The 22,928-nt window shown below is 39.4% G+C and carries 15 protein-coding genes; 13 read left to right on the top strand and 2 right to left on the bottom strand.

The window, feature by feature from the left end:
• Positions 1-66 precede the first annotated feature (66 nt).
• The 13 genes from P364_RS0114825 to P364_RS0114760 all read left to right on the top strand — a co-directional run bounded on the left by P364_RS0114825 (position 67) and on the right by P364_RS0114760 (position 20,705).
• Entirely contained in the window at positions 67-5,394 is a 5,328-nt protein-coding gene (locus tag P364_RS0114825; protein ID WP_024630890.1) for an RCC1 domain-containing protein, read from the top strand.
• Between the two features lie 217 nt (positions 5,395-5,611).
• Entirely contained in the window at positions 5,612-6,817 is a 1,206-nt protein-coding gene (locus P364_RS0114820; protein WP_024630889.1) for a hypothetical protein, read from the top strand.
• A gap of 175 nt (positions 6,818-6,992) precedes the next feature.
• A complete protein-coding gene (locus P364_RS0114815) occupies positions 6,993-8,363 on the top strand; it encodes a protein kinase domain-containing protein (protein WP_024630888.1) in 1,371 nt (456 codons plus the stop codon).
• Between the two features lie 272 nt (positions 8,364-8,635).
• On the top strand, positions 8,636-9,637 hold the full coding sequence (locus tag P364_RS0114810) for a stalk domain-containing protein (RefSeq protein ID WP_024630887.1): 1,002 nt from the start codon (positions 8,636-8,638) through the stop codon (positions 9,635-9,637).
• 228 nt (positions 9,638-9,865) lie between these two features.
• On the top strand, positions 9,866-10,444 hold the full coding sequence (locus P364_RS0114800; protein WP_152532708.1) for a hypothetical protein: 579 nt from the start codon (positions 9,866-9,868) through the stop codon (positions 10,442-10,444).
• Between the two features lie 557 nt (positions 10,445-11,001).
• On the top strand, positions 11,002-12,024 hold the full coding sequence (locus P364_RS36190; protein WP_024630884.1) for an SMEK domain-containing protein: 1,023 nt from the start codon (positions 11,002-11,004) through the stop codon (positions 12,022-12,024).
• A 776-nt stretch (positions 12,025-12,800) separates the two neighbouring features.
• Complete coding sequence (locus tag P364_RS0114790; RefSeq protein WP_024630883.1) at positions 12,801-13,976, top strand: hypothetical protein; 1,176 nt, start codon at positions 12,801-12,803, stop codon at positions 13,974-13,976.
• Positions 13,977-14,484: 508 nt separating this feature from the next.
• Complete coding sequence (locus P364_RS0114785) at positions 14,485-15,456, top strand: site-2 protease family protein (protein ID WP_024630882.1); 972 nt, start codon at positions 14,485-14,487, stop codon at positions 15,454-15,456.
• 80 nt (positions 15,457-15,536) lie between these two features.
• A complete protein-coding gene (locus tag P364_RS0114780) occupies positions 15,537-15,929 on the top strand; it encodes a hypothetical protein (protein ID WP_024630881.1) in 393 nt (130 codons plus the stop codon).
• Positions 15,930-16,088: 159 nt separating this feature from the next.
• Positions 16,089-17,114: a hypothetical protein gene (locus P364_RS0114775; protein WP_024630880.1), complete on the top strand. Its 1,026-nt coding sequence runs from the start codon at positions 16,089-16,091 to the stop codon at positions 17,112-17,114.
• Positions 17,111-17,341, top strand: coding sequence for a hypothetical protein (locus tag P364_RS0114770; RefSeq protein ID WP_024630879.1), 231 nt, complete (start codon positions 17,111-17,113; stop codon positions 17,339-17,341). Before P364_RS0114775 ends, P364_RS0114770 begins: the two co-directional genes overlap by 4 nt.
• Positions 17,342-17,507: 166 nt before the next feature.
• Positions 17,508-18,968 (top strand): type IV secretory system conjugative DNA transfer family protein, encoded by a 1,461-nt coding sequence (locus P364_RS0114765; RefSeq protein WP_024630878.1) that lies wholly within the window; start codon positions 17,508-17,510, stop codon positions 18,966-18,968.
• Positions 18,969-18,983: 15 nt separating this feature from the next.
• Entirely contained in the window at positions 18,984-20,705 is a 1,722-nt protein-coding gene (locus P364_RS0114760) for a DEAD/DEAH box helicase (RefSeq protein ID WP_024630877.1), read from the top strand.
• Between the two features lie 64 nt (positions 20,706-20,769).
• Here the strand turns inward: P364_RS0114760 and P364_RS35335 are convergent, their stop codons facing one another.
• Positions 20,770-21,408 carry a copper amine oxidase N-terminal domain-containing protein gene (locus tag P364_RS35335; RefSeq protein ID WP_024630876.1) on the bottom strand — a complete coding sequence of 213 codons (639 nt, stop codon included), beginning with the start codon at positions 21,406-21,408 and terminating at the stop codon, positions 20,770-20,772.
• A gap of 147 nt (positions 21,409-21,555) precedes the next feature.
• Positions 21,556-22,575: a hypothetical protein gene (locus P364_RS0114750; RefSeq protein WP_024630875.1), complete on the bottom strand. Its 1,020-nt coding sequence runs from the start codon at positions 22,573-22,575 to the stop codon at positions 21,556-21,558.
• Positions 22,576-22,928 lie beyond the last annotated feature (353 nt).

The raw sequence follows: 22,928 nt of genomic DNA, 5'->3' as shown, positions 1-22,928 counted from the left end.
CGTTAAAACATGTATCATTAAAAGCGATGATAAAAATATTACATAGATGGAGAGTGAAAGCAAGAAATGAAGAAGCGTAGATTTTTGAAAGGGATGTTGTCGGCTGTGATCGCAGCATCCATGCTATCTGGTTCATTTATATACCCAGATAAAACAAGTGCAGCTTCGTCTTTTACAGGAGTCAAGGCTGCTTTAAATTACGACACGACGCTGATCCAAACAAGCGATAACAATTGGTATGGAACGGGTGACAACGCGGAGTACCAACTAGCTACTAATGAACGGACTAATGTTCTGTTTTTTAATCAATTTGGATTGGATAACATTGTTGATGTTGCCTATGGCCAAGACGCTACACTAGCTGTCCGTTCAGATGGACGTGTATATGCCTGGGGCCAATCTATCGGTAGTAGTCGTTTAGGAAATGCTAGTCGCAATGATGTTAATACCCCTCAACTTGTAGAGGGAATCAGTGATGTGATCCAAGTTGCTTCCGGAATCAGCTACTCCATGGCGTTGAAAAGTGACGGCACGGTATGGACCTGGGGCAAAATGTACTGGGAGAGCGAAGACGGAACGAAGCATATCCCAAAACAGGTCGCCGGTCTCACCGATGTCGTACAGATTGTTGCCGGTTATAGAACACCATATGCAATCAAAAGCGACGGAACCCTCTGGGCATGGGGAAGTAATGACTATGGACAGGTTGGAAATGGTGATCGAACTTCAGTCACGGCTCCGGTTCAAGTACTTACAAACGTCAAGAAAGTTGTAAGTCACGAGTTCTCAACGTTGGCGTTAAAGAATGATGGTACGGTTTGGGGCTGGGGAAAGACAGATTATGGACAAACTGGTTATGGAAATTCGTCTGGTAGCATCCTTACTTATGCGACTTCTCCACATAAGTTTGGCACCTTGAATACTGGTGAAGATGCTCAAATTAACGATGTTATTGACATCGCTATATCATCTAGAAGCTCTTTAGTCGTACGTTCGGATGGATCAGTGTGGGGTGCCGGAACAAGTTCTTCCGGTACACTTGCAGATGCAAAAGAAAATACAAATCCACGGCCTGTCCTGGTCAATGATTCATTGAATATTAAAAATATCTATATGGGCTCTTATCATGCTGTTGCTATTGATCATGAAGGAAAAGTCTGGGGTTGGGGTAATAGTTCGGTCGGCCAACTTGGATTCAAACAGAACGCTGTAAAAGTACCCGTATTGCTGAATGTTGCAAACCAGCAACTGGCGGATCCGACTTTTAAAGTGGGCCAAGTGAAGGACAACACAATCGATGTTACCATTACAAATCCAGATTACTATACAACACTTATACTGGAATATCGGTTTAACGGCTCCGGGTGGAAAACGATCAATTCCGGAGATACCATCACTTTATCTGAGAATGGAACACTTGAGGCAAGAGTAACCAATCCACAAGGAACATCGAAAGTTGGAACGTACTTGATTAAGGGGATTGGTAGCAAGCCTGCGAAACCTGAAATGACTGCTAAGTACAGTAATAATGAGATGATAATTCTTTTTACTAGTCCGACAAGTGTTGATGAGTTGAAACTGGAATATCGTTTTAAGAATGGTGAATGGACAACTGTAAACTCTGGTGAAACAGTAACCTTCACAGAGAATGGACTACTTGAAGCCCGTGTCACGAATGAATATGGAGTTTCCTCGGATATTAACGAATTTACGATTAGTGCAATCGATGATTCAGTCCCAGCACCGCCAACCTTTACGCTTAAAGATACGAGTGATAAAGATGGTACGACTACGCTAATCATTAACTGGCCATCTGATGCAACTAAACGTCAATATAGATCAGAGGGTAACGATTATTGGGCTGATTATGGTACTTCGTCTGGGATATACGTTCAAAAAGATACAACTTACTATGCAAGAGCAACTAATCAGTACGGGAAATACTCTGAAGCAAGCTATGTTATTGATTTTCTATATTTAGAAGATAACTATGCTTCAGGTATCGGTAAGGTTTTCTTAGCGGAAGTAATGAAGCAACAGGTTTATATTGATGAAGCAAGAGAATTTGTTGCTAATTTAGCTTTGAAAGATGAAAACAGAGAATCCTTGAATGCACGTCTAGACGCTGTTCAAGAAATCGTTGATCAAAATGATCCTACGTATAAACAGAAGGTACAGGATGCTACAGATGCGGTTATCAAAGCTGAAACATCCAAAACACAGAGCGATGTGGATGCAGCACGCGATAAGGTAGAACTGATTCGTGGAACTGTAAAGGACGAACTTTCTGCTCGTTTAGACGCAGTCCAAACTTGGATTAATGGTGATGCGGATTACGCTAATAAACTTTTGGCGGCCAAAAAAGCCGTTGAAGATGCTGAATCCATACTCGATCAATTTATGATTGATGCTGCACGAGCATCTGTAAGTGAGTTAAAGGAAACAGATAAAAAAGATCTTTCGGATCGTTTGGATGTCGTTCAACAACGATTAGATACTTTTGAAAAAGCACTTGCAGGTGTATTACAAGCTGAACGATCGCTTTCCCAAACAGATGTGGACACAGCCCGTCAATTGGTAAGTGAAATAAGAAGTCCAGCAGACTATGTAAACAAAAATTTATTAAATGAAAGATTAAATAATGTACAAACTGAGATTGATAATAAATATACTCAGCAACTTGCTGAAGCAACCGCTGCTGTAGAAAAGGCCGAGCAAAGTATTTTACAAGTCGACGTCAACGCTGCTCTAATACTAGTTAAGGCCCTTCGTCCAGATGGGATCCAAGGTAATTTGCTAATACGGTTAGGTATTGTTCAAAATTTGATAATAGAAAATTATACTAACCAGATTCGATCCGCTACTATTGCTACAGAAAATGCTGAAGCCTCTTTATTGCAAGCAGAAGTAGATACAGCTAGAGTATTAGTTGCTGTGTTGCGAGATGAAGACCAGACAGATCTTACAGCACGACTCGATGCTGTACAAGTTATTATTGATACCGAAAAGGAATATCAAGTGCAACTTACACATGCAGTTTCAAGCGTAGTAAAAGCTGAGTCTACTAAATCTCAAGAAGATGTAGATACGGCAAGAGGGTTGGTTGAAAAATTGCGTACTAGTGACCAAGAAGCACTTACAGCAAGATTGGATAAAATCCAAACGGAAATTAACGGTGATCAAGAATATACAAAACAACTGGAAGAAGCAATTGAAGCGGTTAACAAGGCGGAATCGACAAAGGATCAAGCCGATCTTGATCATGCTAGAGATCTGGTAGACAAACTGAAAGACAAAGATCAGGTGGACTTATCAGAGCGCCTCGATAATCTTCAAGAGATCATTGATGATTCTTATGAACAAACATTAAAATCGGCTACAGAAGCCGTTGAGAAGGCTGAAACAAGCTTGTTACAAGAGGATGTTACAGCTGCTCGTAACTTAATCAAAGCACTGAGAGCCTATGATAAAGCGACGCTGGGTACACGGCTTGATGTGGTTCAAGAGTTGATCGATTCTAATAAAAACTATCAAGAAAAGCTACAGGAAGCGGAAGATGCTGTAAAGAAGGCAGAATCAACAGTGCTGCAAGATGACCTGGATGATGCGCGTGAACTCGTAAACTCCTTGCTTCCAGTTGATCAAACTGCATTCCAAAGCCGTCTTGATGCGTTGCAAAACATCATTGATGAAAGAGACAAGTACAATAATCAACTGGCTGAAGCAACAAATTCGGTCCGGGTTGCAGAACTGTCTAGAAATCAAGAGGACGTAGATGTTGCTCGAACTCAGGTAGCTGAGCTGAAACCTGAGGATCAATCTAAACTGAATCTTCGGCTGGATAGTGTCCAATCCATTATTGACTTTAAACTGAATCTTGGTCCAGCAAAAGAGGCTGTTTTCAAAGCCGAAGAAAGTCAGCTGCAGACTGATCTGGATACGGCTAAAGGCCTCGTGGACAAGCTCAGAGAAGGTGCATGGAAATCTTATCTGGTTGAAATTCTTAACGATGTTCAATTGAAGATTACGACTGTAGGAGAAAGCCAGGATGCAATCAATGCTGCAAAAGAGAAATTAAGTGCAGCTGAGAGTTCGAAAAAACAAGCGGATCTGACGAAGGCTAAAACAGCTATTGATGCTTTGCCGGCAAGTATGGAGAAAAATGCACTAACAGAGAGCTTAGCTAAGCTGCAGGCCGAAGTGAGCCTCACAAAAGCCGTACAGAATGCTAATTTAGCTGTAACCCGTGCAACAAGTGCAAAAACGTGGGATACCTATTATTATGCCCTAGCCTTGGTAAATCCTCTTCCGGATTCATCTAAGAGCGATATGCTAACAAAACTTGAAGCTCTTAAAACGAAGATAGATACTACTCGCACAGATGATGAGTTGATCATGGACGCTGAAACACTTGTAGAATTTGCTGAAACTAGCTTGCTAGAAAACGACTATGAATTAGCATCTGTTGCAGTGGGTCAGCTGAAAACAAGTTCAAGAAAAACACAACTTAATAAACGTATCACTGCAATCAAAAATGGTTTGGTTAAACAAAACTTAAAAATGACACGGTTCGAAGTAAAAACACAGACCAAAAACACGAATACACTTGTGTGGGATAAAGTTGATGGAGCTACTGGTTATAAGCTGGAACGCATGCTTAACGGAGCTGTTCTTAAAACCTACAATCTGACAACGCAAAGTACGTACAAGGATGTTGGATTGGAGTTAAATACAGAATACAGTTATCGAATTACTCCAAAAGCAGGTTCCATCCTGGGAGAACCGAAAGAAATAGTCGCTAGTAAATTTGTTGTAGACCTGCCACCTGTACCTACACTGGTCTCTGCTTCCGTTGATGAAGATGGTGTGTTGCATGTTACAGGGACTGGGCAGGATCAATACACATTGTATTATGTCGTACACAATGAAAAAGGTGTACAACAGACAAGAGCATCCCTAGTGAGTGGTGAAGAGAAGACGTACGTATTTAACACTGCTGGTGTATACACTGTAAAGGTTGAGGCATACAGCACTTCTGGGAAAGTATCTTCCTACTCAGAAGCCAAAACGGTTACTGTACTTTCTTCCATGATTGAACCACCGGTTGCCAGTGACGTGCAGTACTCTGCACAGGTTGAAGGTGATTACGTGGTATTCACTGCTTCAGTAGCTAATAATGTAGATGGTGTTGCTCAGAAGTTTACTTTTGAAGTCCGTGATCCGGAAGATAAACGTTTCACGTATGGAGTGGGTAAACTAGTCGATGATCGTATCTTATATACATTTAAGCGTTCTGCCTCAAGTATGATTCCTGGTGAATATACGCTTTTGATTAAAGGCAAACGAGGATCAACATCTGGTGAGGCTGCTGAATTCGTATTTAATGTGAACTAATTTTTTTAAAGGAGCACTCACTCTTTCTCTAATTATAAGAGATCTGAGTTGAGTGCTTCTTTTTAAATCAATTTAGCACCTCATTAAATAGAGATAATGGTTGAAAGCTAACTGAGTGTTTTCCTATGCACTAAACGTTTCGTCTATTCATAATATCGAATTAAATGACGATATATCAGTTGTAAATCCTACAAAATTATAGAGAAGGTGACTTTTTTTGAAACGTGCACACGGTTTACTCGCATTCGTAATTGTTTTATTTGTTTGCAGCCTCAATCCAAGCAGTGTATCTGCCAACCAATTTGCAAGTCTGCCCAAGCCGGATTGGACATTTTCAGTTCCAGAAGAACACACTTACATGTCGAATAGCAACGTTAGAATTACTGATACAACGTACAATTATTTGAGCATGGACAACCAGATGTACATTCTTAACAAAAAGACCGGCAAACTAATGTCCAGCACCAGCTATACAGCAGGAACTAATCTTAGCTTTAGCTTCTTCGGTACATACGCGCAAGTCGATAAAAATGGTACAGTGTATATTCTCACACCGATCAAAAATGCGGCTGGGGTTGTAAAACAGCGTTTAAGAGCTTATCACCCGGACGGACATGTGCTATGGGATAAGTACTTTAATGAGAAGATACGTTCGTTGTCGGGAGTGTCATTGATGCCTGACGGTAACCTGTTTGTATACCTGGAGACAGCCTCTGATCGTGTTATTAGTTACCGGTACAACCCAAAAGGTAAGTTTTTGGGCAAGAATACTTGGAATGCATCGATATATTACGGCTTTGTAGATGGTTATCTGCAGACCATTAATAGGACAAGCAAAACTTCAAGTCGTATGACTTATTATGATTCAAAATTAAAAGAACAATTTCGATATAATTTTGATTTCAAAGAAGGAGTATTTGCTGGCCTGGGTTATGACGGATATCTATATTTAGAAAAAAACCTTGGCAACAATGTTACGAGCTTTACGGCAAAAACAAAAGAGGGCAAAGTAGCTTGGACTAAAAAGATAAGTAACTTAATTTACCGAGAAGGTCAGAACAATTCAGAGCGTGTAAGTAAGGATGTGTTTTCATTTGGATTTACAGGAATTCTATCTAATGGCAACTTTATTTTTATAGACCGTAAAGGTGTTATGCAAACAGTTAAGGCTTCTGCAAAGAGCTATCAGACGGCATCAGATGGTACAGTGATGCTGGTCGAGGATTCTCAAGTATCCATCTATCAGGCAAGCAAGTCGGCGACAACCAAATTAAAATTGTTGCATACCATGAATACCTCTGAAATCGATGGTTCTCCGTTCTCGTTTGTGTATGAGGGTGGAGGTATTCTATATTACATGAACGACAGCAGTCAGATTACTCGATATGATTTAAACAAGTCGCCTGTTGCTATCGTAAAGTAGTAGTTTTATAAGCTAACTAGGACTACAACTCAATATAACTAACGAAGCAGCTATCCACGTGGATTAGCTGCTTTTGTTCAACTAGAGGACAGGATAATAACAGCGTCGCATTGAATATAATAAATTGATTGATGGCATTCATGGTAATGCCTATACATGTAAGGAGATGGAGCAAATGCCTACATACCTAGTCAAGAAAAGATTCTGGGATGATGAAAAGAATCTGGACCAAGAAACTAGTGTCAAAGTGACAAACGATAGAAATGAGGCTGTAACAGCATTTAAAGAAATTCTTATCTGTGCTAGAAACTTAATGAATCAGGATGCGGATACTAAGGATAAAATGACAAGAAACGAATGTGGAATCCAGGCATTATTATTCAAAGATGGGTGTCATCATGAGAAGGTACAGGGACATTTTGTAGAAAAGACATTTGTTTTTGTCCACCCCGAAGAGAATGTTGTAAACATTGAGGAGGATATGGTTACTTTTTCAGACCGAAAGATAGTTTCCTTTTTAGGGGCGGGAATAAATGGATTTGTGTTGGAATGCATAGACACACGTTTAGATTCAGCCCTAGCAATAAAAGTATGGCTGAAAGATGAGAAGGCATTGTTAGAGTCAAAAAAGTTAAAAAAAGCTGAACATCCTAATGTGGTAAATATAAAGTATTCTGGAGTTTCGGAAGGGTACATCTATGCAGAGCTAGATCTCATCAACGGTATGACTTTGAGGAATTGGTTAAAAAATCATCCCTCTTTTCATGAGAGAGCTTTGGTAGCGAAGCAAATAATCGAAACTCTTGATCATATTCATGATCAGAATATATATCACGGAGATCTGCATTCAGATAACATCATCATAACACCCATTCAAAAGATTAAAATTCTTGATTTCGGAACATCAGTTAAAAGTGGAAAAAAACTTTCCAATCATCGCGCTGCATGGATTTTGGCGCAAACCATGTATGAGTTGCTAAAACCAGAAATAGATCCACATCTGGACCTTCTTAGTGATCACATACAGGACTTTATAAAAGAAAAAAGATGGAGAGAAATCAAAAAAAATTATTTTAGTAAGAAATTATCTTCATTGGTGTATCCTGCTGATTATGTTAATGCTAGTTTCGACTTTATGGTTGAGTTTTTAATGGCAAAAAGTTTTTACACAGACCGGATTATTAATGTACCTTTAATGTCAGACTTAGCAACCTTCTTAATGCGCTCTCCATTCATAAAGTATAAAAATCTCTTTAATCACCTAAGTTCCAATTGCAAGGAAACGGAGATAAAGGCGTTTGTGGCTAGTATGTATTTTTCCACTAGTTTTGATAATGAGGAAGGTATGGATGATGCTCTATTCCAATTGTTACAGCGGACAAGCAACGAACTTTCAGGACCATATGGATTTCTCGATGATGAGGAATATTATAAGATCCATAACGTAATGTTCTTTAAACATCGTGAGGAGTATAAGGCCTGGAGAAAGTTTCATATGAGCGAGATGAAAAAACTTGGAATTACCGAAAGTCTTACAAAAACCTGAAATTAACCGAATTCTCCATTTTGTTATAAAGTGTCAATTAGCCAAAGGGAACGTTAGCTCAATGAGTGGTCTGTTAGTTTAACAGACTACTCTTTTTTTGTTGCTAGACCCATTTATTCTATGCACAGTTGAGGATAATGAATTGCACACCACTCATGTATAGAAACATAACCAAAAAAAAAAATTATAATTAATTAATGTAATACATGATTTACATAGTGCGTATAAATGGATTACAATTGATAGAGAAAATACTTCCTGGAGGTAAATTGATGACAATTAGAAGAATGGCGGTGCTGCTATCCATAAGTACTGCTTTATTAACAACGGCTTGCTCAGCACCAAATATACAACAAGTGTTTGCTCAAGAAGACGCCCCAGTACATATCCTTATTAATGGAGTATCACAAGAGTTAGCTGGCTCTAAACCATTTAAAATTGGAGAAATTACTATGGTACCGGTAAGAAAAATACTTGAACCATTGGGTGCCGAAATCAAGTACCAAGATAACACGATGGATGCCCTTATAAAAATTCAGAATGGCCAAGAAATAATAGTTCATTCTGGATCAGGCGTTGGTGAGAATGCCGGCTCACGTTACATTTTGTTCAATGGAGAACGAAAGGATATGGGTAGCCCGGCAGTACTGATTAATAAGGAAACGTTTGTACCGATCACCTTCGTGGAGACAATCGGAGGTACTGTTCACTGGGTATCCATGGGTCAAACAGTCGATGTAAATCTTCCTGAACTAAATGAGGTGACTACGCAGGACGTACGAATCTTTACGAATGATGGTTGGGCTATACCAGGGAATAGTGGTATGAAGATAAATTGGGGAAGTAAGTATGTTGGACAGATGAATCAATCGGACAAACCAAATGGACAGGGAACGTTGCTCTCACAGAAATTAGATATCGTATATACGGGTACCTGGTTAAATGGTCTCCCGAATGGAGAAGGAACCGTGAACCTATCAAGCGATGGTAAGATAAAAATCAAAGGTCTATTTAATAAAGGTGAGATTGTAAGCGGCGTACTTTCTGCAAATGGATCTGCCTTCTTTGAGGGGACATTCGGGCGTCAATCTCTTAAAGAAGGGGCCTTATTACTACCGGATAAGAGAGTCTTTAAAGGAACCATATCTGATGACCAAAAGATAGGTGTTGGGTCATTGACTAACCGCGAAGGAAAGGTACTTTATGAGGGTAAAATCGGCTTCAGCGGAACAATTGTGACCAACGATTTTTCATACCAGAGACTAGAGGGGTAGGGGATAACTTATCCCTTTTTCCTTAGCTCATAAGAGAGTGTTTTAACACTGAAGTGATGGGGAGGGAGAGTATGGGGAATACGAGCGAATACAATCTCGGCAAGAAACTGGCGCAGTATAAAAATACTACGTAAGTATTGTATATTACAAAGCCAGGAAAAAGAGGCGATTTTACCTTCCCTTAGCCATTTAATCAACCCTAATTTTCTGCAAGGAGGAAGAGAAATCATGCATTGCAGCAGGATTATGTTTACCATCATTATTTCCGCTCTCCTTGGTGGGTGCACCGTAAATGGCCCGCTAAGCGCGTACGAAATCCATGATACACAGGCCAAGGAAGCCCCAATATCCAACCCTACAACGGAGCAAACCATAGAAGTTTCCCAGCCATCAAATGAAACAACTGCAGACATTGCCGAACCTTCATTAAGTGTAGAAGAAATCGCGATGGTTGTAGCCCAAGACTTGAGAAACATTGATTATGAAGATACTTCCGAATACATGAATGGATCCAACGCCTACCTTTCACCTGGTTATCAAGCTGCTTTCAGTCAGTTAAAAATTAGGAATGAACAAATTGCTAAATCGAGAAAGATCGTACGTGAGCTTTACGATTTAGAGGTTGACCCATCTTCCGTCCAAAAGAGTGATACCACTGCGGTACTAAAAGTAGTTGCATCAGAACAAGGAAGCGAGATGGGCGATGAATTTGATCATGATTTATCCATTCATGTTCACTTTTTCAGAGAAAGGTCACTCCGACCATGGAAGGTAGCAGATGTTACATTTGATATAGCGGTTGAGTAAAGAGTTCAATGTTTCAATCGAGAATTTTTGCATTCCGAAGAAAAGGGAGGTGATTGCCTGTAACAGGTTTTTGCATGATCACCAGAAGATTGTCTGCATTAGCACGGTCGGTGCTAAATATATTGAGAATCTATATATTGATCAAACGTCGTAGACAGCAAGCCAAAACGAAAAAACCACCGACTAAGGTTGGGACCTGATGGTGGTTTTTTGATGAAGTTATTCCAGAGCAAATTGCCGTGACCCGGTTACATCAACACAACAACTTGATAACTCGTCGGTCTTAACTGTTACAGCAGTGAAGGCCTTTTACGTTTTCATTATACCCTTACAAGTCCGATTCAATTTAAGAAGTATACAAAACAATGAGTGTTCTGGATTATTCTATAACGACTTTTCATTAAAATAAAGGACAGTCACTTTTGAACCTGACAAAATGTAATTGTTTGTCATCTGCTATTCCATAGATTAATATTGAGAATATTGATATTTACTGAATAATTAAAATTAACGCATGAAAAAAAGAAAAATAATATAATTTGGGGAGGCATTTAGAAATGCTAACGAGAGGAAAAATACTAGGGGATATACTAGACGGGCTTGGACAATTAAGTTTCGTTCTTCAAACCAGAAGTAGTTTAGGTCTTACTGATTTAAACAAATATTGTGAGGATTTCATCAAAGAACTGGTGAATTTAATCTACGGGTATAACTTAGTTAACCTAAATACCTCAAGATCAAATGAACCAGGATTAGATTTGGGGGATGAAGTTCAGAGGCTGGGTATCCAAGTAACTACTGATAAAAGTTCAAGCAAGGTAAACTTAACTCTAGAAAAGATAACTACGGATCAAAAATCGCGGTATGATCGTTATATTATTCTTATTTTAGGATCAAAGCAACGTAGTTACTCCATCAATTCTGAACTCGCAACCGAACTTCAATTTGTTGCTGAGAATGATATCTGGGATTTTAATGATTTAGAAAGAATTCTGCTTACCCTTCCAGTTGAAAAAGTTAAACAGGTGTATGACTTGCTTCAAAGTGATCTTATTAGACTATTTAGTGATTTTGAGATTGGGACGACACCATCGGGAGAATCGACATCTTTATTAGACCGGCTAGAACAACGACCTACCTACCTATACAACGGTTGCGAAAGATTAGTTGAACATATTAACCAAAAAGAGACTGTTAGTTTAAATATTCCAATAATCAATGAAGCATTTAACAGACTTATTAAACAATTATCAGAGTTACCAAGAATAACTCGCGAGTTTTTTTATGCTTTACTTGTACGCTCGGAATATGTTAAGGGCAAAGATGCTTTAGGAATTAGAGAAACTTTAATCAGAAGACTACTACCCATTTCTGAGACAAGGTTTAATGAAGAATTAGACTTACTCAGTGCGTATGACTTAGCTTACTTAGAAGAAGTGAATGACAATGACTACAGAATTTTATTCAGTGGTGTTTGTTTAAACGAACATTGTTTATTGAACTTGTTACATTATACAAGAGATAACGATTACGATTTAAAGAGTATAATTGTTAACTTAGATTTTAGTTGTTTAGGTTGAAAACAGATGTAACAATGTTTCATTGAACAGATAGAAAAATCCATCAACTGGAGGAAGTTCAGGGGGGACAACCCCTGCCGACTGAGAGCGTTACCCTCAAGGGGCACAGCGAACAACTTAAGCAGCACACCAATTTGCCTACAATTACAATGCAGTAGCTTGTGAAAATAAGGAACGTTAGTTCAAAATAAATATTTATCTGATGTTTATTAGAACGATACATAAATAAATAAAAGTAGAGTGTAATCAATGAAAAAAAATGTGTTTATCTTGATATACAATTTAATGACTGTTATAATTGACATCAGTAGAAATGAAACCATTTTAAAAGATCTCTTCATTAGATAAAGCAGGAGATAATAGTTACAAAAAATTTAGTACCTATTTGAAGGGTTCATTCTAAAAGTGCTGTATTCTATGAATAACTTAGCATGCTCATGCTTTGCAACAAGAAAGATACGACCATGTTATACGGTAACTCTCTAGTTGTGATTCTAGCGAAGGTCATCTTTTTCATTTACGAGACCACCATACGCACATGCTAATCAGCAAGTGCGTTTTCATTTTCAAAAAAAATACATAAAAAAAAACCCAACCTATTTCTAGTAGAGGAGAGTTTTGACCGACCAACCTCTATTAGAAATTCACCTGGCAGGGTTTTGTAAGGAAACGAAACTTATTGAGATTATTTTATCATATTTTTTTCGATTTTCCAAGCAAAACCCTTTATTTTTCTATGCCGCTTCTTAGGTTGTGAGGAGAAAGGGATTCTTAAAATGAAACATTCGGTAGAAATGTTTAAAGCTTCAAATACTACGTACGATACTCCAAAGAAACTTCAATTCAAACTGCTCCTCGGGAATATCGCTGCTTACAATGGCGAGATCCCATTAACACGAAATGAAATTAAAGATAGGCTTTCCATATCTGTTTCCGCATTAAAACGAATTATATCTGAATCAAAATATACAGGAGAAATCTACGAGAAGGATGGTAGGCTTTTTGTAAATCCATCATCGATTGTTGATTACAGCGGTACAGACACAGCCCTCTATGTGAAGTATTTCAAATTCTTATCCTCACCTGAATTTATGGCGGAGGATCGTCGTGTTCAACGATTTGTTCTGGACATGCTATGTCAGCATGTTTATTTACCCAGTAGAAAATACGTCACATATGTTAAAAACCTCATCTCGTCTGGCACTCGTGATTCCGGTACGTTCAATGTTCGAACCGTTGGAGAAATGAATAGCATTATTGAAAAAGCCGGCAAGTATCTCAATTTACGGTTGGAATGTAGGCAAAAAAGAGATTGGCTTGTCGTCGTACATGGATTGAATCCTGAATTTGAAGAAATGGGCTCTTTCGATAGTGAAGGAGCTCTGCTTTGGGTTTCTCAAAAAATGTACGCTGCTGGCTTTGTTGTAGAAGTCATCGACCAACGAGTTAAAAATCAGTTGGCAAAAGTCATGGAGTACTATTATAGCCAAGTGGGTTATGACCTGGCATACAATATTTTTGTTGGAGCTCTTGATGATCTACTGTATTCATCTGCCTTTCACTCTATGATTTACTCAGAAATTCAAGATGAGAAACAGCTAGATGAGATTTCCGCTTATTTCAAAAATGTAGCTGAATCATCAGAACGATTTGTTGCATTAGGTATCACATTAGAATACGATTTAACATCTTCATTAATAGAAGATGCTTCACGGATTGCAAAAAAAGAAGGGAAGGATCCGAACAAGATCAAAGAGCTTCTCGATGCTAAAGCACACCGAAATAACTTAGAGAAGAAATTACACCTTATTGAATCCATGTGGATCCATGCTTTGCAAAGGGGTAATCGTTCTATCTATCTCAACCAGCGCGATTCAAAACTCCAAACGGTTCTTCATAAGATGAAAGATCTCCAAAGTTTAATGTACGAATTTTGGCTGGCTGAAAACTAAAAGAATGTTGAGATGTCTCATGTTTGTTTCATAATTATCAAAAAAACGGTACTAACCAATTAAATTTCAAAAATACTAAAAAACTAAATCAGTTTTTTATATCCTTTTAGGTTGTGGATAACGAGTATAAGCATGTGTTACCTGATAATCATATTTGTTGGTAATATCAAACATGTTGTGTTGATGGATTGCTTAACATGGGTTTAATGATTACTTTGGTTATCCGTTGAATATGTGGATTGGGATTGCTGTTTTATACGTTGCCTATCATGAATTGATTAAGTAGGAAAAAAATAGAGCGATACCCGGAAACCTGCGCTGTGCAAGGGCTAGTAGGGTTCTTTTCCATTCCTTAATGGTATTAATTTATTGTTTTAATTAATGATATTAATCAATGGGTTTGAAGATGGCATTTTATAATGCTTCAAAATATCCTCCTCCTCAAAGTCATGAAAAATTACTATAGGCAATCATTTTTCTCACTACCAGAGTATTTAGGAGGAAATAGATGATACTTTCCATTTTGGCCGTTGTTATGATATTCATGTTGCTGGTTATCTCCCATGAATTTGGCCATTTTATAATCGCGAAAAAAGCTAATGTAGGATGCCCAGAATTCTCTATAGGAATGGGCCCCAGACTATTTTCTTTTACGATGAAACAAACTAGATTTGTCCTACGCTTATTTCCGATTGGTGGTTATGTACGAATGGCCGGGGACGATGAAACCTACTTTATTATTGATCAGGAGCTTTACCTTGATAAAAATGAAGAAGGAATAGTTGCCATTTATGATAGGGTTAATGACGATCAAGATCTGGAGAAGGTGTTAATCAAAAAACTAGATCACAAACATCGGAAATTAACATTTTTAAATGGTGAGGATCTGTATACGCTCCCTCTCAGTGAGAATGCCTATATATGCGTTGGCAAAAGAAGAAGGATCATCCCGGTATCTAACTATGATTCATTATTATCAAGTAAATCATCTATTCAAAAGTTAAGTATTCTTTTAGCTGGTCCATTAGCAAATATCCTGGTGGCACTTGCTCTTATCTTGTTGACCAATATCTTGTTTTCCTATTTTTCGTCTATGAACGTGTTTGAAAAGACATTGAAGGATGCCTGGCATTACTCTACTATCTTGATTTACGGTTTAAAGGACATCATTTTAGGGAACGAAGCGTTATCTAACCTATCAGGTCCTGCAGGAGTAATGAAACAGACATTCGATATAGCAAGTTATTCAACGATTCAAAATTTAATGATTTGGGCCGCAATCATGAATCTCAATGTAGCCATTTTCAACTTGCTGCCCTTGCCGGCTCTGGATGGTGGTAGAGTTCTCGTAACTTTGATTGGAATGGTTCGTCCAATCTCTGCAGAAAAAGAGGGCTGGATACACTTTGCAGGATTTCTATTAATGATCGGACTAACGATATTAGCCACTTGGAATGACATCATTAAATTTCTTCAATGATTTGATAGAGTTGTAATATTTAAAAACAGACTTATGCTTCATGTATAGAATATCCAACATCATTTCAGGAGGTTATTACCATGAATTCAACATTTAAAGAAACACCAGCAATTACAAATGTAACAGGTCTACAACTTTGTGTAGAATCTAGTGATTATTCGATCCGACGCCAAGTCTTAACTGGACCAGACTTATTTCAAGACACGCACCAAACGTTTCAACCTGATTCAGATGAGGTGTTAGCCACAGTTCTTGTTCAACCATCACTCCCTCAGGAGCAAGCATTAGAATTAGCTAAACTCATGGCAGCAGCTCCAGATTTGTTCAAAGCACTCAAGCAGTTAAGTGAAATAGTCGATTTAAGCTCAAGTGAGCCTCACGAAGAACTGTATCAAACAACGAAATCTGAGTTGAGCGCTGCACTCACATTATGCAAGGACGCTCTAGACAAGGCTTCCTCGTACACATATTAATTCCCACTTTCTCTTTATCCGGTAATGAGCACCTCCCGGCACGAATGGAGCTCCAAGCCAACTTTATCGTTGGAGATGTGCTTTTAAAGCTCATTTTAAAGCTCATCAAATATAAATGGAGATCAGCACTTCTGATGATAAATCAGAAGGAGACTGATTATGGATATAGTAAATCGATTTACTCACTATAAAATTCGTTTTTCAAATGAATCTGTATCGCTCGATGAGCTGAATAGAATAAAAATTCATTTCCAACTGCTTAACGACCGATATATTGATCTTAAGGTTCACTTTAATCAAGCGTCTGGGCAAATCTTGTATATCGAGGCACCCATTAACGTAGAAGAAGCTGACCTTAAGGAATTAACTATGCAACATTGGCAGGTTGCCAGAGTAGACACACTGAGTGATCTAAAACTGCGACCGCTTCTGCAGTATTTTACAAACCATAATCAACAATGGTACGTGTTCTGTTGCCTGCCGTTTGGTAACCAGAGTCAAGCGACGTTACAAATCCGCAACATCCAAGAAAACAATCCTAATGTCACGTTTGCCCCGGAGCTTTCGATTTATCGTGATATGTCATTCATTATGGACAATGCTCCTGCAGAAGTAGCCGAATTAATATTTTACTCATTTAAAGAATACGTAGATAACAATGATCTTTCTGATCCTATAGTTGACGCTGCTACATCCTATGCACAGTATTACCGGAGACTTCGGACGATTTCTCAGCTGGCCATGCGTAAGAATATCGTTCCGAAATTCACCACGCTTCACGGCAAGCCCATCTTTGAAAAAAAGAATTATTTCATTGAAAGAGCTCGATTTTCAAAGCCAACTTATGTAGGAAGCCAATTTGAGAACAAAAATGTCATTCTTAGTAGCCGTCATTCTCACAACACTAATCAAAGCCAGTATGTAGATGTGATCCTCTTTAGTGTCATACAGTATGGATATATGACTGAGCAGCTATCCGTCTATGTAGATCCTTCTTTCTTTGATACACCAGAAGTCACCTCTGAACTCATTTCATATTTTAGAGAGAACTATCATCTAGATTCTTCTTATGAACTTCGTATGCTTTTTGATATTTTCCCAATTCGTTCATCCAAAGAGACCGGTACATACTTACTACCATCATTTCCTGTAGAATGTTCTTATATGGGGAGTGGGTCAGAATGATGAAAGAATTCTTTAAAAGCAGATCAGGATTATATTTGAAGAACATCTCGGGTTACGTTGTTACTGTTGTACTTTGCAGCCTTATTTTTGGTATCGATATCCCCTGGCTAACGGTGTTATTGTTTGCAGTTGTCTTCATCATCGTAATTGAGATGGACATCGCCATAAAAAAGAAGCGTAAACAGACCCGAGAGAAACGAGTGAGTTCCGACAATGCTTCTGAGTAACCAATAGTGGACAGTTGTCACCGCCACTGGTTATAGGTTAGAATTTGTACAAAGACATATCCTTAACCAAACTACCCCAAGTAAGGCGTTTGGAGAGACACAGGGCATCCCCTGGTTTCTTCAGACGCCTTTTTTGTTCTTCAATAAACGAAGGAGGCAGGTCCAAATGAGCTCAGCTGCAGCATCTACAAATAACCGCGGTACCGCAAGTCTGATGGATTACAGAACCTTACGACCGATTATGGGGAAAGGTGGGTTTATCCTCGGTCAAAATGTTCGAATGTCACAGAAACTATCCTATGAACACCTAGCCTTAGTAGGACCTACCGGTTCAGGTAAGTCGAGTACTTTTTTTATTCCTAACCTTTTAGATTTAGATGAAGGAGTATCTGCAGTTGTCACCGACCCCAAGGGAGAACTGTACTGGAAGACCGGTCCGGAATTGCGTCGCCGTGGTTTCGAAACGATACGTTTATCACCATTTGAAAATCATTTCCCAGGATACAATCCGCTTGCTGTTGCAAAGGATTATGCGGAAATCAAAGAAATAGCCCAACTCATATTGATGAATGGGGGTCTGGCCTTCGAAATACAAGGGAAGGGGGGAGGGGACTCAACATGGCTTAATATGTCATTACCGCTTTTAGTTTCAGCTTTCCTCTATGTTAAATATCGTAATCCGGAATGCCCTCGAATCGGGGAAGCCATGGACATCATTCTCTTCATGGATATGGAAGAGATGGACGTTCTATTTGCCAAGTATAAATTATGCCGGCGTGAATATGCACTCTTTAAACAAGCAGCGGGTTCTGAAAAGATTTTAGCGAGTATCAAAGTGACTATTGCTACGAATATGCAGCTATTTATGGATGATCGAGTAGTCCATTTTGCTGAACGAAATGATATCCAACCACGGCATTTAAGGTATGGAATGAATGGTGACCAAAAGAAGCCTGTGGTTCTTTTTGTATCTGTTCCAGAGACCAAATCGCTTTATGCTGCCCCACTTATGGCTGTACTGTACCAACAGCTCCTCCAAAGGCTCCAGGACATCACCGATGGCTTCCCAGTTCTGTTCTTTTTGGACGAGTTTGCAAACTTGGGAATTATTCCGATCATTGACACGGTCGCAGCAACAGCACGCTCGAGACGTATGGGTCTGGCCCTGGGTATTCAAGGGGTGGAACAGCTAAGACAAAAGTATGGAGAGGATAAGGCAGCCAACCTTTTAAACAACTTGAAGACCAAAGTATTTTTAAGCGGTCTTTCCCAAGTATCCAGTGAGTATGCTTCTTGGTTCTGTGGAACAGCTACTATACCTATTGAGAGCGTATCGTCTAGCGTTTTTGGTTTGGTTCCGGATAAAAAGACGGTTTCTACGGCCGAAAGGCAGGCAGTCACATCAGATGAGGTCAGACGCCTCAATCCGCAAAAGGCCCTTATTATATCTGACTATCTTGATGCGGCCACAGTCGATAAGATCTTCTACTTTGAAGAAGAAGATTATCTTAAGAGAGTAAGAGGTGGGGATCCGAACTTTGCTGAGGAATTTGACTCACTCCGAGCATTATATGGAGTTACAGAGATTGAGGATTTTGAGGCTGATCCATTTCAGCTAAATGAATAAAAGGGGTTGGTTTCTTTGGAAATCGCTTTAAGAGATTATCAAATAGAGGCTCAAAAGACCTTTTTCAACAAACTGATACTGGGTGTAAAAAGGCAGCTCATTGTTTTGCCAACAGGCGCAGGTAAAACGATCGTTGCAGCCTCCATCTCTAAGCTGTTCAGGGACCGATACAATAACGGCTTGCCGATCGTCTTTATCGCCCACCGTCATGAACTGCTCAAACAGACTGCAGAAAAAATGAAATTGGTCTGGGGTGACGTTAAAGTCGGCAAAGTCAAAGGGGTGGATAATGAACAAGAAGCTGACGTAATCGTTGCATCCACCCAAACCCTTATCCGAGGGAGACAAATGGTAAAGCCAGGCCTGGTCATTTATGATGAAGCTCATCACAGTGTATCTAAAGGATCCATGAAAGTATTGGAGAGTTTAGGTTGTTTTGAGGCAGACGGTCCCCCCCTGTTAGGCATCACAGCTACCCCTAATCGTTTGGATCGACAAGCATTGGGTCAAGTCTACGAAGAAATCGTGTTGGAAAAATCCATACTGGATCTCATCCTTGCACGTTACCTTTGTGATGTCCGAGGAAAAAAAATCGTCATTGATGAATTAGATCTTCAGTCTGTTGAAACGATGGCTGGAGATTATAATGAGAAGCAGCTTGGAGAACAGATGGGTAAAGAGAGCGTCATTGACACGATCGTGCAAGCTTATCTGGAGCACGGTGAATCTCGTAAAACCATTGTTTTTGCTGTTAACGTTAAGCAGGCCTACGATATAGCAGAAGGTCTTGCCAAGTATGATGTTAGGGCTAAAGCAATAGATGGATCTTTGCCAGAGGAGGCCAGGTCTAAAATACTCCAGGAATTTTCAACCGGTGTTATTCAAGTGCTGGTCAATTGCATGATCCTTACAGAAGGTTTCGATGAACCAAGTGTCAGTTGTATCCTCATGGCCCGTCCAACGAAGAGCGAAAGTCTTTACATTCAGTGCATTGGTCGTGGTACCCGTCTATATCCGGATAAAATGGATTGTTTGGTTTTAGATGTGGTAGGTGTCACTGAAGATCACTCCCTGATGACATTGAGCAATCTTTTCCCTCCTGGACGATTGGACTTGGAGGAAGAAGAGGAAGAGGAACTTGACCTATTCCTTGGTGTTGTCATGGAAGAAGGAGAATCCGTTGTCGAATTTCACGAGAGGTTAAAACAAATAGCATTCGAGTATGGCAAAAAAATGCGCGAAATAAACCTTTTCTCCACCAAAACGATCTACCTTTGGAATTCATTTTCGGATCGAGCGTACTATATCAGTATCGGAAACCAACAGTATTGTTACCTGATTAAAGAGGAAGAGCACTGGTGGATCATCTTCGAAAATCAAAACAAGCAGTTATATCCTTTACATCACGAGCCATTATCCCTGGAGTACGCTCAAGGAATTGCGGAGAATTTCCTTAGCAATATAAAGACAAAAATAATATTGAAAGAGGCAAGGTGGCGTAATCTAGCGATGAGTCCTGCTCAACGAGACCAACTCGAAAGAAATCGAATTGATTATGATCAAGGATGGACCAAGGGCCAAGCATCTGATGCTTTAAATGACATTTACGGCCGTAGGGTTGCTGCAAAGGTCATCCATCGATTTAACGGCGATTTGTATCGTTCGATCATGAGCAATTCGTATCTAAAAGAGAAAATAAATGAAGAACTATTATGTATCCAATCAGGATTGCATTAATATTACCAGAAGTTTACTTTACACATGCTAACAAAAAAAGCCGGGAATACCCGGCTTTCTCCAATCATTCTCCAAAACTGGTTCCAGGGAACAAAGTATAGCGATCAAAATATTGCGTTGATTTAGGTACAACCATAACTGATTTAATTTTATCTGTTCCCTCAAAGGTAAACTTCCATTTCTCAACTTTCACATTGTAATCATCTTCTGCAGTGACTCGTTGAACTATTCGTACAGTGATGCTTGTATCGTTACGATCTACAGGCTGCATATCAACAATACTTGCCATGTTATAGGTTCCAGAAGGAAAGCTTTCATTGTAGATATCTGTTTTGAATCCAGGTGCATTTAAGGCAAGCACATCTTCTTTCCGTCGATCATCATATGCCATGATCCAATTAAAAGCTAAGTCACGTTGATTCACATAAGTCACACTACCAGTTTCGGATTTAAATTGTGGGTCAGAATTCACATGTACTGTTTTGTTTTTATTGTCCCACTGAATATCTACTCCAAGTCCCTCCGAAATGGTACGAAGCGGAACATATACTGAACCATCTATCAGTTTTGGAGCTGTACTGCCGCTTTTAATGTCATTACCATGAATAAAGACCTTAGGAACTACGGATGCTGCATACGCGCCTGCGCTGAATACGGATGTGAGCAACACCCCTGCGAGTCCAATTTTAACAATACGTTTCATATAATCTTCGCCTCCAAAGAAAGATATAATCTAAACGCTGTGAGTTATCAAAAAGTTTCAATTCATCTAAATAATAGGGGAAAATGGTATGAAAAGCAAAAAAGCGACCCCTAAAATTAGGAATCGCTTGTATTATTGGTAAAACAATTAAGCCTTTTTAGCAAAGAATGCGATCGGTGTCGAGCTACCCCCACCTGCAGTCACTTGAACAGGTACAGTGATCGATTGTCCATTGGACAGAGAGAAGGCTCCGATTTTCACTACTTCCGTTGGTCTGGTTTTGGAAACGCCGTTCACAGCATTACTGCCTACTTTGACAGCGCCTGCAAATAGCCCGCCACGTGGATTGAGATAAAGGTTTACAGTCTGCGTAGCTCCAGAATTATTTTTAATTGTTAAGTTTGTTTTGTAGATACCGCCATAAGCAGCACTATTCGGTAGTGTACCTGGGAACACAGAAGGTTGGTCAAGAACAGAAACACTATTAGATGTACCGCTGCTATCTAGAGTAAGTGTCGCATTACTACCTTGGACATCAGCATAGTTCCAAGTTCCTCGTGGGTGTGTTTTTACGGAGCTTACAACAGCCCCTTGGTGTGTATTTAGAACAGCGGAAGTACTATTACCTGCAACAGTACGAATTTTAGCTGACATGGCAGATGCGCTGGAAAGGGTAAACTCCATTACTAGACCCCGAACTTGCCCAGCTGCGAGTGTGAACTCTTTAACAGTCCGTACCGAATTACCTGGTACGCTTACTGTTGTACTGTCTGCAGTTAACGTTTGACCCAAAAGTGCTTTGGAGAGACAAAGACCAGCATTAGTCAAAATATCTCCATTGTTAGATGTAACCGTGGTTTCGTATTTAATTGAGCCTACTGTGATGGGATTTGTTCCACCATTCCCAACGGTCAACCCGTATTTAATTGTTTGCGCAGTGTCATTATGGTGCCACATAAATACCCGGTAACGAACAGAAGTCGAACTTGGCACAGAATCCTGCCATAGAGTAATGATCGGTGTGGTAAAAGTGCTAGGAGCCAAAGGTTCAGGATTATCGCAAACGTAAAGACGTTGACCTGAGATAGCAGTAAAGCCACTAGAAAGAACAGGTGATGGAATAGGAGACATGGTGATAGGTGTTAGGTTAGTTTGAGAGCATGACATGATTAATTTCCTCCTTAGGGAACGATTATTGTGTAATGTTTTACTGTAGTAACCTAAATCAATAGGCAACTTAGAGTAGAAGAAATGGGGGAATCAATCGTCAAGTGCTTTTCCCTAACATCTGACGGCTGCCGTTTTCTCCCTCACTTATAAGGAGAATTGAGGCATCATTATACAACCTTAGAAGAAAGTTTTTGTTGTGAGTAAACAAGTGAATAACTTTTACGTTATATATTAAAATAAGGGTAGAAAGTATATGAGGTGATTACATGTTTAATCCAAAGATCTTCTTCTATTAGTTATGCTTAGGTCATGGCTTCAAAAGCCAAATCTAACCCGGCATAACGGGGATG

Source organism: Paenibacillus sp. MAEPY2 (assembly GCF_000499205.1).
Lineage (GTDB): Bacteria > Bacillota > Bacilli > Paenibacillales > Paenibacillaceae > Paenibacillus > Paenibacillus vandeheii.
This window is presented reverse-complemented; position numbering and strand designations above follow the sequence as displayed.